The organism is Saccharothrix sp. BKS2, from assembly GCF_047689505.1.
GTDB lineage: Bacteria > Actinomycetota > Actinomycetes > Mycobacteriales > Pseudonocardiaceae > Actinosynnema > Actinosynnema lopnurensis.
Genome location: NZ_JAUQOL010000008.1, coordinates 64,956 through 77,728 on the forward strand (window position 1 = coordinate 64,956; position 12,773 = coordinate 77,728).

Here is a 12,773-nt window from a genome sequence, read left to right on the forward strand (position 1 = left end):
ACCCCAGGACGGAACGGCGCGGCGGAACGGTTGCGCGGCGGCCGGCGGGCCGGTCGGCCGCCCGCGCGCCCACGTGATTGAGTAGGTCCCGACCGCGTCCGACCGGACGCGGCGCGAGAGCACAGGGAGAGCGACAATGGCCCCGAGCAAGCCCGTGGTCGAGCCGTACGAGGGCAGCGCGCCCGCCGACCTGGTGATCGAGGACATCACCGTCGGCGAAGGCCCCGAGGCCGCGCCCGGTCAGCTCGTGCACGTGCACTACGTCGGCGTGGCGCACTCGACCGGTGAGCAGTTCGACGCCTCCTGGGACCGCGGCGAGGCGTTCTCCTTCCCGCTGGGCGGTGGCCGCGTCATCGCCGGCTGGGACCGCGGCGTGGCGGGCATGAAGGTCGGCGGCCGGCGCAAGCTCGTCATCCCGGCGCACCTGGGGTACGGCGACCGCGGCGCGGGCGGCGTGATCAAGCCCGGCGAGACGCTGATCTTCGTGGTGGACCTGCTCGGGGTGAACTAGGCCGCGCGCCCGGTCCCGCCGCCCGCGGCCACCGCGCCGGGTGCGGGACCGGGCCCCGTCCGCCCTGCTCGACGGGGCGGGCGGGCTGGTCGCGGGTCGCCCGACTCGGCCCCGGCGCCCTGGTCCGGCCGTTAGGATCAGCGGACCGTGTCCGGGGGGAGCCGAGAGGGTGTTCTTCGCATGAGCCAGCCGGGTGAGCCTGCCGCACCGCTGTCCGAAGAGGAGCAGACCCGGCTCATCAAGCACCTCGGCCGCGCCATGCTCCCCGCGCTGCCGCAGGGTTGGCAGCGGGTGCGGGCGGAGTACCGGGCGGCCGGGCGGCACGTCGAGGTGGACCTGGCGTTCGCGGGACCGGACGGCCGGTGGCGACCGGTGCGGCCGCCGATGGACGTGGTGCGGCTGTTCGGCCGGCTGCGCGCCGGGATGCACCGCTCGGACCGGGGCACGTGGTTGAGCGCGGTCTACGGGATCGAGGCCCCCGCGGCGTTCTCGGTGGACTTCAACGCCGACGAGGAACCGCGCTGGCGCAACGCGCCGCCGGTGATCGGCTTCCAGGACGAGCTGCGCGCGTTCCCCCGACAGGACGAGCGGATCCCCGACTGGCTGCGGCAGCGGGTGGGCCTGCCGCCGCTGCCGGAGCCCGCGCCCGGGGGCGGGCTGCGCGCCGCGCACGTCTACGACGGGCTCGACGAGGCGAACCGCCCGGTGGTCAACCGGCAGGTGGTCGACCGGCGGCTGGCCGAGGCGCTGCTGACATACCTGGAGGGCGCGCCGGTGGTGCTGACCGCGCCGGGCCTCGGCGTGGACGAGTTCGTGCCCGGCGAGCAGGACGTGCCGCTGGACTTCCGCACCGACGGCACCTGGATCTGGGCCGGCGCGGTGCCGCACTACCTGCGCAAGCACGGCCTGCCGCCGGAGCCGGACCTGGTCGAGCACATCGTCTCGCGCGGGTTCCGGCTGGGCGAGGTGGACGAGGCGACCCGCGAGCGCGCGGCCGCGCTGATCACCGGGGACGCCTGACCGGTCCCACCGGCGGTGGTCCGGCGGGCGCGGTTCCCAGCGGTCGGGTGAGGCCCGGGTTCCGGCCCTCCGGGCACTTTGCTCACGCAGTGTGCCGTCCTGTGCGCGCAGCGTTCGCACCTTCCGACATTCGAGCTATCTCCCCGCACAAAAGCGCACGCTCGGGATACCCTGTGCGCATGACAACCGCTCTGGCGTCGGCCTTGGCGAAGGCCGGCCTTCAGGTCACCCCCGACGAGTTCCTGTCCCTCGTCGCCGACGCCGCCAAGCGGCTGGCCCCACCGCACCCCGACCCGGGGAGCTACTTCCCGCCCGACCAGCGCGACGCGCTGCTGGACGTGGGGCTCGACCTGAGCCCCCACCGCGTCGCCGACGACCAGGCCAGGGCGCGCACCGTGGTGGTGCACGCCGTGCTGCGCGACTCGGCGCTGACCGTCGCCGAGGCCGCCCGGCAGCTGGGCGTGGACACCAGCCGCGTGCGGCACCGCCTCGGCGTCGGCCGGCTGGTCGGCTGGAAGGACCGCGGCAGCTGGCGGCTGCCCGCGTGGCAGTTCGCGGGCACGGGCGTGCTGCCCGGCCTGGAGGTCGTGCTGGCCGCGGTGCCCGCCGACCAGCCCGCGCTGGTGGTGGCCGGGTTCATGACGACCGCGCAGGAGGACCTGCCGGTGGACGGTTCGCCCACCACGCCGCGGGAGTGGCTGCTGGCGGGCGGGGACCCCCGCCGGGTGGCGGCGCTGGCCGCGCAACTGGGCACCCCCGCCTGAATCCCCCCGCCCCCGAGATCCCTGGACGCAGATGTCACGGCTCCCCCAGCCGCCCGCCCCCGCCGTGCTCCAGGCGAGCCTGCGCCGCACCGAGGACGTGGTCGCGGTGCACCGCGCCACCCGCCTGGTGCGCGTGTTCGCCGCCAAGGGCCTGCACCCGCAGCGCTGGAACAGCTTCCGCTACACCGGTCCGCTGCCCCACGCGCGCTTCGACACCCAACCGCCGTCGCCGGACGGCTCGTTCACGCACGCCCACGACCAGGGGGTGCTGTACTTCGGCCTGTCCATGCGCACCTCCGTGGCCGAGGTGTTCCAGGCCACCGCGGTGGTGGACCGGCGCACGCGCAGCCCGTTCATGGTGGTGCTGCGCCCCCGCCGCACCCTGCGGCTGCTCGACCTGGCGGGCCTGTGGCCCACGCGGGTCGGCGCGTCGCAGGAGATCAGCTCCGGGCCCAAGCACCTGACGCAGCAGTGGGCCAGGGCGATCCGGGCGGCCCACCCCGAGCTGGACGGGCTGTGGTACCGCTCGTCGATGGACTCCGGCGCGCCCGCGGTGTGCCTGTGGGACCCGCCGGGCGGCACCGGGCTGCCCGCCTCGCCGGACGTGCTGCTGCCGCTGGAGCACCCCGGACTGGACCTGCCCCTGGCGCGGGTGTGCGAGGAGCTGAACTACACGCTGTTGGGCTGAGCGGGCCGGTCTGAGCTGGCCCCGGGCCGAACGCACCTGCCCCGAACCGGCGGCTACGCCTGATTGACCTGCCGGTTGCGGCGGGGCACGGGCAGGAACCGGCCGTAGCGCACCTCGGGCAGCCGCTGCTCGCCGCGGTGCACCGACCCGTCGTGCCGCCAGCCGTGGGCCTCGCAGAACGCCCGGCTGTGCGCGTGGTCCTGGAACGCCCACAGGACCGCGTAGCGGAACCCCTGGTCCAGCAGGTGCCGCAGGCCCGCCTCGTGCACCAGGTGCCCCGCGCCCGTGCCGTGGTAGCGGGGGTCGGCGTAGATCGCGACCAGCTGCCCGGTGTGCAGGTCGGGGTGCGCGTCGGTGGTCGCCCGGACCTCGTCGACCGCGCAGTAGGCGCCGATGCGCCCGGTGCCGGGCTCGACCGCGACGAACACCCGGCTGGGTTCGGGCAACCGCAGCACCCTCGTCCACGCCGGCAGCCTGCTCTCCGGCAGCATCCGGTCCAGCACGGGATCGGCGACGACGCCCCGGTAGGAGTGCCGCCAGGCTTCGACGTTGATCCGGGCGATCTCCGGCGCGTCGTCGGGCCTGGCGGCCCGCACGGTCCACTGCATCCGCCAGAGCCTGCCGCAAGGACCGCGCCGTTCGCCAGGTTTCGGCTCAACCCCGTCTGGGCGGACCCGGGCAGAGGTAGCCCGCGTACGACACGCCCTTCGTCCGGAACCGGGTGGCGCGGAACCGGGACGGGTCGAGGTCGTGGAAGCGGCTGCGGACCACGTCGTCGAACAGCCGTTGCGAGACGACCAGCACCAGGTCGGAGCCGGTGGTGGCCAGCTCCTTGCGGGCCACCTTGGCGTCCAGCAGCCGGCAGGTGACGATGGGCGCGTCCCCGACCAGGCCGAACCGGCCGGCGGTCAGCGTGCCGCAGTGCATGGCCACCCGCATCCGCATCGGGGTGCCCGCGCGGCGCAGCTCGGCCAGGTTCGCCGCGAGCCGCTCGGTGAAGTGGGCGATCACCCACGCCGTGTCGGCGTCCGCGGGCAGCACGGCCAGCTCACCGTCCCCGCGCACCTGCCGGTACCAGTGGGAGCGGTCCAGTCCCGCGTCCTGGGCGGCCAGGTCCAGCACCTCGCCCAGCCTCGACTGCACCAGGGACTGGTCCAGGGCGTCGAGCTTGCTGTACCCCTCGACGTCCACGGCGACCACCAGGCGGTAGACGAGTCCGTCGAGCGGGGGCATCGTGTCCAGCTTCACCCGTCGAGCATCGCGCGACCGGGCCGGCGGAAACAGGGCGATGGCCGGGTTTCCCGTCGCCCGTCCGGTCAGGAGGCCATCCCGCGCAGCACGGCCCGGTCCACCACGGTGATCACCCGGTAGCCCATGCTGATCACGCCCCGGTCCCGCAGGGCGCGCAGCTCGCGGCGCGCGGTGTCCTCCTCGACGCCGACCAGCGACCCCAGCTCGCCCTGGGTCAGGCCCAGCCGGAGGCTGACGCCGCCCGGTCCGGGCCTGCCGTACGCCTCGACGAGGTGGTCCAGCACGCGGGCCAGCCGCACCGAGGCCGGGTAGCCGTTGAAGTCGACCCGGCGCTGCTGGTTCCAGCGCAGCGTGTTCATGATCATCCGGGTGAGGGCGAGGTTCGCCTCGGGGAACTCCACCAGGTAGCGCTGGAACTGCGCGGCCGGGACGACCCGCGCCCGCGTGTCCAGGCACGCGGTCACGGTGGCCGAGCGCGGGTCGCCGCTGAGGAACGCCATCTCGCCGACCACGTCGCCGCCGACCTTGATGTTGAGCAGCGCGACGCGGCCGTTGTCCAGGGCCTGGGTCACCTTCACCAGCGCCTGGAGCAGGAGCACGACGTGGTCCGACCGGTCGCCCTCGCGCACCATCACCTCGCCGCGCCGGAAGGTCCTCGGCGTGCCGAGGCCGAGCAGGGTGGTGCGACCGGACGGTGAGAGCGTGTCCAGGTAGGTGCCTGCGGGCCAGTTCGACGGGACCGCCATCTCGACTCCCTCCGCGGGAGACCCAGTGTGCCGCCCGCGGGGGTCGTCGGCCCCTCTTTTCCCGCTGTTTCAGCCCAAGTGGCGTGCCCACCAGGCCAGCACGTGGTCGAAGCGCTGCTGCCGGTGGCGCGGCTTGCCCGACCTGGTCAGCTCGTGGCCCTCGCCCGGGAAGATCAGCATCTCGGCCTCGACGCCGTTGCGGCGCAGCGCCACGAACAGCCGCTGGGCCTGCTCCAGCGGGCAGCGCCAGTCGTGCTCGGAGTGCGCGACCATGAACGGCACGGTGATCTTCCCGGCGTGGGTCAGCGGGCTCATCGCCCGGTGCGCCGCGGGGTCCGGCCCGCAGTACGCCTCGGTGAAGTACCAGCCGATGTCCGAGGAGCCGGAGAACGAGTCCCAGGCGTTGACCGCGCGCTCGCTCCAGGCCGCGCGGAACCGCTCGCCGTGGTGCGCGGCCAGCCAGGTGGTCATGAAGCCGCCGTAGGAGCCGCCCATCACGCCGACGCGCCCGGCGTCGAGCTCCGGCCGCTCCAGGGCCAGGTCGAGCACCGCGAGGACGTCGTCCACGTCGACCGTGCCGAAGGCGCCGATGACGGCCTGGCCGTGCGCCTGGCCGTAGCCGGCGGAGCCGCGCGGGTTGGGCAGCACGACCGCGTACCCGGCCGCGGCGTAGACCTGGGCCTCGTCGAAGAAGCCCCAGCCGTGGTACATGAACGGACCGCCGTGCACGGCCAGCAGCACCGGGTGCGGCCCCTCGCCCTCGGGCAGCACGAGCCAGCCGTGCACCGGGTAGCCGTCGGGGGCGGCGCCGGTCAGCTCGACCGCCGGGCGCAGCGGCACGGCGGAGCCGAGGTCGGTCAGCGGGCCGCCGCCCACGAGCACGACCTCGCCGGTGTTGTCCGGGGTGCTCACCACCGCCACGACCACGTCGCCGTCGGCGGCGAAGGACCTGACCTCGCCGCGCTCGCCGGCCAGCAGCTCCAGCTCGTCCAGCGTCGCGCCCGCGGCGTCCAGCGGCACCCGGCGCAGCTCGACCGCGCCCCGGTGGCGCACCGCCACCAGCACGCCGGACGCGGTGACCACGGCCGGGCCGGAGCCCTTCTCGCAGTCCACGGTCTCGGTGTCGGTCAGGCGCACCGGCTCGCCGCCGTCGAACCGCCACAGGCCCTGGTTGCGGGCGACGGCGTGCACGCCGGTGGACTCGGCCCCGTAGAACACCACGCCGCCGTCGGGCAGCGCGACCGGGCAGTGCGCCTGGCCCGCGGACCGGACCAGCAGTTCCGGCTCGCCGCCGGTCGCGGGCACCGAGTACAGGTCGGTGTTGAGGGTCTCGACCGCGCCGAGGTCGCGCTCGGCCACGAAGACGAGCCGCTCGCCGTCCGCGGTCCAGGTCGGCTCGGCCACGGCGAACGAGCCGTCGGTCAGCTCCACCGGCGCGGCCTCGGGGTCCAGCGCGTCGACGGTGAACAGCCGCGCGCGGCGGTCGGCGACGAAGCCGACGTCGTCGATCCGGTAGTCGAGCCGGGTGATGTGGCGCGGGGCCTCGGCGTCCGGCTTGGGGGCCGCGTCCTCGCCCTCCCGGGGCTCGCCGTAGCGGCCCGCCTCGGGCACCCGCGAGGTGAACACCAGGCGGCGGGAGTCCGGCGACCAGGTCGGCGCGCCCGCGCCCAGCCGCAGGTCGGTGAGCTTGCGGGGCTCGCCGCCGTCCGCGGGCATGACGTGCAGCTGGGGCGCCCCGCCCCGCTCCCCGACGCGCAGGAACGCGACCCAGCGCCCGTCCGGGGAGATCCGGGGGGCCAGGTCGCGTTCCGCCCACGTCCAGCGCCGGGGCCCGCTGCCGTCCAGCGGCACGCGGTGCAGCCCGCCCCGGTAGGTGTTCGCGGCGACGTCCGGTGTGGTCACGTTCACCAGCACCAGGTCGCCGCGAACCGTCACGGAGCCGGGGAGGGTCAGCTGCTGCAGATCATCGGGGCGCACGCTCCAGCACGTTACCCGAAGTATCTTTAGCAAGGCTTACGAGTTTTTGACGCTCACAGAACGTCACTTCCCGGGGTCGGTCCCCGCCCCGACGTGCTTGGCCGCCTCCGGGTGCCGCTTGACCTTGACCAGGCTCGCGACCGTCGTGATGACCAGCACGCCGATGATGACCGAGAGCGACACCTCGATGCCCACGGTCGGCACGTGCAGCGGCTCGCCGCCGTTGAGGAACGACAGCGAGTTGGTGTGCAGCGCCTCCAGGATCAGCTTCACGCCGATGAAGCCCAGGATGACCGACAGGCCGATGGAGAGGTAGACGAGCTTGTTCAGCAGACCGCCGAGCAGGAAGTACAGCTGCCGCAGACCCATCAGGGCGAAGGCGTTGGCGGTGAAGACCAGGAACGGCTCCTTGGTCAGGCCGAAGATCGCCGGGATCGAGTCGAGCGCGAACAGCAGGTCGGTGGTGCCGATCGCGACGATGACGATGAACATCGGCGTGACGAACCGCTTGCCGTCGATCTTCACGAACGACCGGCCGCCCTGGTAGCCGTCGGTCACCGGGTACACCTTGCGGACCACCCGGGTGGCGATGTTCTCCTTGTACTCCTCGCCGTCGTCGTCGTGGTTGGTGAAGGCGAGCTTGTAGCCGGTGTAGATGAGGAACGCGCCGAACAGGTAGAACACCCAGCTGAACTGCGCGATCACCGCCGCGCCGACGGCGATGAAGATGCCGCGCATGACCAGCGCCATCAGGATGCCGATCAGCAGCACCTTGTGCTGGTGGATCGCGGGCACCTTGAAGGTGCTCATGATGATCAGGAAGATGAACAGGTTGTCCACGCTGAGCGAGTACTCGGTGATGTACCCGGCGAAGAACTCGCCCGCCGGGGTGCCACCCGCGAAGTACCAGACGCCCAGCCCGAACAGGATCGCCATACCGATGTAGAAGGACACCCACCGACCGGCTTCACCGATGGTGACCTCGTGCGGTTTGCGGTCGACGATGAAGAGGTCGATCGCGAGCAGCACGATCAAACCGGCGATCGTGGCGAGCCACAGCCACACGGGAACAGACATAGGGACAACCCTCCGGTGCATAGCGCGCACGCCAATGACCGGAGGTCTCCTCCGCCGGCTCCACGTGACGCCGACCGGTGGCACCGGGAACCCCGCGCCGGGTTCCGTGCTGACGACACCACCGTGTAGGGAGTACTCCCCTCCACCTGCGGATAGTCTCACCCATGACCGCCGGTTCGCGCCACCCGGGGTGATCAGCGGCACCAGACTGCGTCGTGTTGCAAGTCAGATTGGTCCGTTTTGCCGCCCGGCGTACGCTGAGAGTCCGGCGCGGTGCTCACAGCCCGTTCTCAGCCAATCACACCTAAGGTCAACTGCGTGGCCCCCCTCAACCGCCTCCGCGGCAGGTGGTCGCTCCCCGCGCTGGTCCTCGTGGTAGCCCTGGTGGGCGCCACCGTGGTCTGGACGCGCCAGGGAGACGAACCGCCCCCGGTGAGCACCCGCGACGCGGTGATCGACGTGCCGGAAAGCCCCGGCAGCGACCGCACCGTGCAGATCGACACCACCCTGTACCTCCCCGAGCGCACCCCCGCGCCCGCCGTCCTGCTCCCGCACGGCTTCGGCGGCAGCAAGGCGAGCGTCGCCGCCCAGGCGACCGAGCTGGCGCAGCGCGGGTTCGTCGTGCTCGCCTGGTCGGCGCGCGGCTTCGGCCGCAGCACCGGGCAGATCGCGCTGAACTCGCTGGACCACGAGGTCGTCGACGCCCAGAAGCTGCTCGACTGGCTGGCCACCCGCGAGGAGGTCGAGCGCGACGGTGGCGGTGACCCCCGGGTCGGCGTGACCGGCGGCTCCTACGGCGGCGCGCTCGCGCTGTCGCTGGCGGGCGTGGACCCGCGGGTGGACACCATCGCCCCGGTCATCACCTACAACGACCTGGCCCAGGCGCTGCTGCCGAACTCGGCGCGCGCCGACGGCGTGGACCCCTCGACCCCCTCGCCCGGCGCGTTCGCCGACAACGGCGTGTTCAAGCGGTCGTGGGCGGGGATCTTCTTCTCCGCGGGCCTGTCCGGCGCCGACGCCACCAACCCGGGCCAGGAGGCGAGCGAGCCCGGCCAGGAGGACGACGACCAGGGCCTGGGCGGCGCGGCCGCCGCGGCGACCCAGCCGACGCCCGCCGCGCCGGACGACGTCCGGCCGACCGGCCCGGCCACCGGCGCGTGCGGCCGCTTCCAGGCCGACGTGTGCGCCGCCTACACCGAGGTCGCGACCACCGGCCGGGCCGGACCGCAGGCCCTGGAGGTGCTGCGCCGTGCGTCGCCGGCGGCGGTCACCGGCCGGATCACGCAGCCGACCATGATCGTGCAGGGCGAGCAGGACACCCTGTTCGGCCTCGACCAGGCCGACGCCAACGCCCGCCAGATCGCCGCCAACGGCGCGAAGGTCAAGGTCGTCTGGTACTCCGGCGGCCACGACGGCGGCTCGCCGGGGCCGGAGCTGCGCGGGCAGATCGCCGACTGGCTGGCGTTCCACCTGTCCGGCGAGGGCGAGGACCCCGGCACCGGCTTCGAGTACACCGTGGTCGGCGCGTTCCGCAGCAGCGGCTCGCCGTCGCTGCGCAACGTCGTCGCGCCCGCCTACCCCGGCCTGGCGGGCTCCGCCCCGGTCCAGCGGGTGGACGTGCCGCTGTCCGGGCGCGAGCAGCTCGTGGTGAACCCGGCGGGCGGCAACCCGGCCGCCGTGTCCAGCCTGCCCGGCCTCGGGGCGGTGGTGTCGCGGTCCAGCTCGCTGTCCTCGCGGCTCTCGCTCGACCTGCCCGGCCAGACCGCGGTGTTCCAGAGCGAGCCGCAGACCGGGCAGACGCTGGTCACCGGCGCCTCCGCGGTGCGGCTGCGCGTGGCCGCCGTGCCCGGCCAGCCGGTGCCGCCCGAGGGCGCGGTGCTGTTCGCGAAGCTCTACGACGCCGACGCCAACGGGGTCCGGGTGCTGCCCGGCTCGGCGGTCGCGCCGGTGCGGGTGGCGAACCTGCCCGCCGACGGCACGCCGGTCGAGGTGACCGTGACGCTGCCCGGCGCGGTGCGGCCGGTGGAGACCGACCACCGGTTCCAGCTGGTGGTGTCGACCACCGACCAGGCTTACGCCAACGCCACCCAGCCGGCCGCGTACCGGGTGTCGCTGGCCTCGCCCGCGCTGTCGGTGCCGGTGGTGCCGGGCGTGAACGCGACCAGCGACGTGCCGACCGGCGCGCTGTGGGGCATCGGGCTCGTGCTGATCGCGAGCGTGATCGCGACCGTGGTGGCGTGGTTCCGGCGGCGGCTGGCCGCGGACGTCGACCCGGAGCTGGCGGGCGTGCCGCTGGTGATCGAGGGCCTGACCAAGTCCTACCCCGGCGGGCTGACCGCGGTGCGCGACCTGTCGTTCCGGGTGGAGCACGGCCAGGTGCTGGGCCTGCTCGGGCCGAACGGCGCGGGCAAGACCACCACGCTGCGCATGTTGATGGGCCTGATCCGGCCCAGCGAGGGCGGCATCCGGGTGTTCGGGCACCGGGTGCACCCCGGTGCGCCGGTGCTGTCCCGGATCGGGTCGTTCGTCGAGGGCTCCGGCTTCCTGCCGCACCTGTCCGGCGCGGCCAACCTGCGGCTGTACTGGGAGGCCACCGGTCGGCCAGAGGAGCAGGCGCACGTCGAGGAGGCGCTGGAGATCGCGGGCCTGGGCAACGCGGTGCACCGGCGCGTGCGGACCTACAGCCAGGGCATGAGGCAGCGGCTGGCGATCGCGCAGGCCATGCTCGGCCTGCCGGACCTGCTGGTGCTCGACGAGCCGACCAACGGGCTCGACCCGCCCCAGATCCACCAGATGCGCGAGGTGCTGCGCCGCTACGCGGCGGCGGGGCGCACCGTGCTGGTGTCCTCCCACCTGCTCGCCGAGGTCGAGCAGACCTGCTCGCACGTCGTGGTGATGCACAAGGGGACGCTGGTCGCGGCCGGTCCGGTCGAGGAGATCGCGACGGGTGGCGGCGAGGCCAGCTTCCGGGTCGACCGACCCGAGGAGGCGGCCTCCGTGCTGCGCGGCCTGTCCGGCGTGCACGAGGTGCACGTGGACGGCGAGCAGGTCCACGCCGGCCTCAACGGCATGCCCCGGGCGTCGGCGTTGCAGGCCCTGGTGGCCGCGGGCGTGGCGGTGGACCAGGCCGGCCCGCGACGGCGGCTGGAAGACGCGTTCCTGGAGTTGGTGGGCGAATGAGCACGCGGAACGGGACGTCGAGCGGGACTTCCGGCGGGACTTCCGGTGGGGCGTCGAGCAGGGCGTCGAGTCGGGCGTCGAGCAGGGCGTCCAACGGGGTGCACACCGACCCTGGCGCGATCGCGGACCTGACCGCGGCCGCGGCGGCCGAGTCGTCGGAGGTCGCGGCGGACGGCTCCAAGGCCGGTTACCGGGCCGGGAAGACCCTGCGCATCCGGGTCGAGCTGGCGCGGCAGCTGCGGCGCCGGCGGACGCAGCTGGTGCTGGGGTTCCTGGTGCTGCTGCCGTTCATCCTGGTGGTGGCGTTCGAGGTCGGGCAGTCGCAGGAGAACCGGCGGTCGGGCGGTTTCGTCGACCTGGCCACGGCCAGCGGCGTGAACTTCGTGATCCTGACGCTGTTCGTGTCGGGCAGCTTCCTGCTGCCGATGATCGTGGCGCTGTTCTTCGGCGACACGATCGCGTCCGAGGCGTCGTGGTCGTCGCTGAAGTACCTGCTGGCGGCGCCCGTGCCGAGGCACCGGCTGCTGCGGCAGAAGGCGCTGGCGTCCGGGTTGCTGTCGGTGTTCGCGATGGTGCTGCTGCCCGCGGTGGCGCTGGGTGTGGGCGTGCTCTGGTACGGGGCCGGGGAGGCGGTGTCGCCCACGGGTGAGGCCGCGTCGTTCGGGACCGGGGTCTACGGCCTGGCGCTGGCGGTCGTGTACATCTCGATCCACCTGTTCTGGCTGGCCGGGTTGGCGCTGTACCTGTCGGTGTCCACGGACGCGCCGCTGGGTGCGGTGGGCGGCGCGGTGCTGGCGTCGATCCTGTCGCAGATCCTGGACCAGATCACGGCGCTGGAGGGGCTGCGGGACTACCTGCCGACGCACTACGCGTTGGCGTGGGTGGACCTGCTGTCGACGGACGTGGACTGGTCGCAGATGGCGCGGGGTGCGTTCTCGGCGTTGGCTTTCGGGGCGTTCTTCATGCTGTTGGCGGCGCGGAAGTTCGCGCGGAAGGACATCACGAGCTGAGGTCTGGATCTTGACGGGGGCGCCGGGTTCTCACCCGGCGCCCCCGTTTTGGCTTTTCAGGGCTGGTTCGCCTTCCGGGGCCTTTGTCGCCTCTCGGGCCTTGCCGACTTCCGGGGCCTATCGCCTTCCCGGGGTCTATCGCCTCTCGGGCCCTATCGCCTTCCGGGGCCTCGCCGCCTCTCGGGCCTTGCCACCGGTCAGGGCCGCTTGGCCTTGGGCAACTTGGCCACGACGGCGTCGTAGGAGGCGTCGAGCAGCTCGCGCACCTCGTCCGCCGGGACCGACCCCGCCAGCTCCACCCGGTCCATCCGTAGCGGCCGACGTAAGCGCTGGTGGTGATGTGGTCGGGGTGGCGCTCCCGCCACTCGGCGGCCTCCTCGGCGTTGACCCCGCACTTCACCCCCACGGTGTGGCTGGGCAGCCCGATGAACGCGAACGCCTTGCCGCCGACCTTGCAGACCAGTTCCTCGTCGCCCCAGGGGTAGGTTTCCTCGGCGCCGGGCTTGGCCAGGCAGTGGGCGATGACCTCGTCGAGCGTCATGGCGCAAC

11 protein-coding genes and 1 pseudogene are annotated in these 12,773 nt (G+C 73.5%); 6 read left to right on the forward strand and 6 right to left on the reverse strand.

Features of this window, described 5'->3' with window-relative positions:
- The first annotated feature begins 136 nt into the window (after positions 1–136).
- The 4 genes from Q5530_RS18185 (at position 137) to Q5530_RS18200 (ending at position 2,983) form a co-directional block, all read left to right on the forward strand.
- Positions 137–511: an FKBP-type peptidyl-prolyl cis-trans isomerase gene (locus Q5530_RS18185; protein WP_380634118.1), complete on the forward strand. Its 375-nt coding sequence runs from the start codon at positions 137–139 to the stop codon at positions 509–511.
- A 180-nt stretch (positions 512–691) separates the two neighbouring features.
- Complete coding sequence (locus Q5530_RS18190; RefSeq protein ID WP_415363741.1) at positions 692–1,531, forward strand: hypothetical protein; 840 nt, start codon at positions 692–694, stop codon at positions 1,529–1,531.
- Between the two features lie 179 nt (positions 1,532–1,710).
- Entirely contained in the window at positions 1,711–2,295 is a 585-nt protein-coding gene (locus Q5530_RS18195; protein WP_380634112.1) for a DNA-binding protein, read from the forward strand.
- Between the two features lie 31 nt (positions 2,296–2,326).
- A complete protein-coding gene (locus Q5530_RS18200; protein WP_415363743.1) occupies positions 2,327–2,983 on the forward strand; it encodes an RES family NAD+ phosphorylase in 657 nt (218 codons plus the stop codon).
- Between the two features lie 53 nt (positions 2,984–3,036).
- Here the strand turns inward: Q5530_RS18200 and Q5530_RS18205 are convergent, their stop codons facing one another.
- The 5 genes from Q5530_RS18205 to Q5530_RS18225 all read right to left on the reverse strand — a co-directional run bounded on the left by Q5530_RS18205 (position 3,037) and on the right by Q5530_RS18225 (position 8,034).
- On the reverse strand, positions 3,037–3,591 hold the full coding sequence (locus Q5530_RS18205) for a GNAT family N-acetyltransferase (protein ID WP_380634108.1): 555 nt from the start codon (positions 3,589–3,591) through the stop codon (positions 3,037–3,039).
- A 46-nt stretch (positions 3,592–3,637) separates the two neighbouring features.
- Entirely contained in the window at positions 3,638–4,231 is a 594-nt protein-coding gene (locus Q5530_RS18210) for a hypothetical protein (protein WP_415363745.1), read from the reverse strand.
- Between the two features lie 68 nt (positions 4,232–4,299).
- Entirely contained in the window at positions 4,300–4,980 is a 681-nt protein-coding gene (locus Q5530_RS18215) for a Crp/Fnr family transcriptional regulator (protein ID WP_415363747.1), read from the reverse strand.
- 69 nt (positions 4,981–5,049) lie between these two features.
- Positions 5,050–6,957, reverse strand: coding sequence for a S9 family peptidase (locus Q5530_RS18220; protein WP_415363748.1), 1,908 nt, complete (start codon positions 6,955–6,957; stop codon positions 5,050–5,052).
- A gap of 63 nt (positions 6,958–7,020) precedes the next feature.
- Positions 7,021–8,034, reverse strand: a complete 1,014-nt coding sequence (locus tag Q5530_RS18225; protein WP_380634102.1) for a TerC family protein — start codon at positions 8,032–8,034, stop codon at positions 7,021–7,023.
- A gap of 318 nt (positions 8,035–8,352) precedes the next feature.
- Here Q5530_RS18225 and Q5530_RS18230 point away from each other — a divergent pair, with 318 nt between their 5' ends.
- The gene (locus tag Q5530_RS18230; RefSeq protein ID WP_415363750.1) at positions 8,353–11,214 is read left to right on the forward strand and encodes an alpha/beta fold hydrolase; all 2,862 of its coding nucleotides are present in this window, start codon (positions 8,353–8,355) and stop codon (positions 11,212–11,214) included.
- A 98-nt stretch (positions 11,215–11,312) separates the two neighbouring features.
- Entirely contained in the window at positions 11,313–12,224 is a 912-nt protein-coding gene (locus Q5530_RS18235) for an ABC transporter permease (RefSeq protein WP_380634097.1), read from the forward strand.
- Between the two features lie 361 nt (positions 12,225–12,585).
- Here the strand turns inward: Q5530_RS18235 and Q5530_RS18240 are convergent.
- Positions 12,586–12,765: pseudogene (locus Q5530_RS18240) on the reverse strand (MmcQ/YjbR family DNA-binding protein); the annotation flags it as partial.
- Positions 12,766–12,773: the final 8 nt, after the last annotated feature.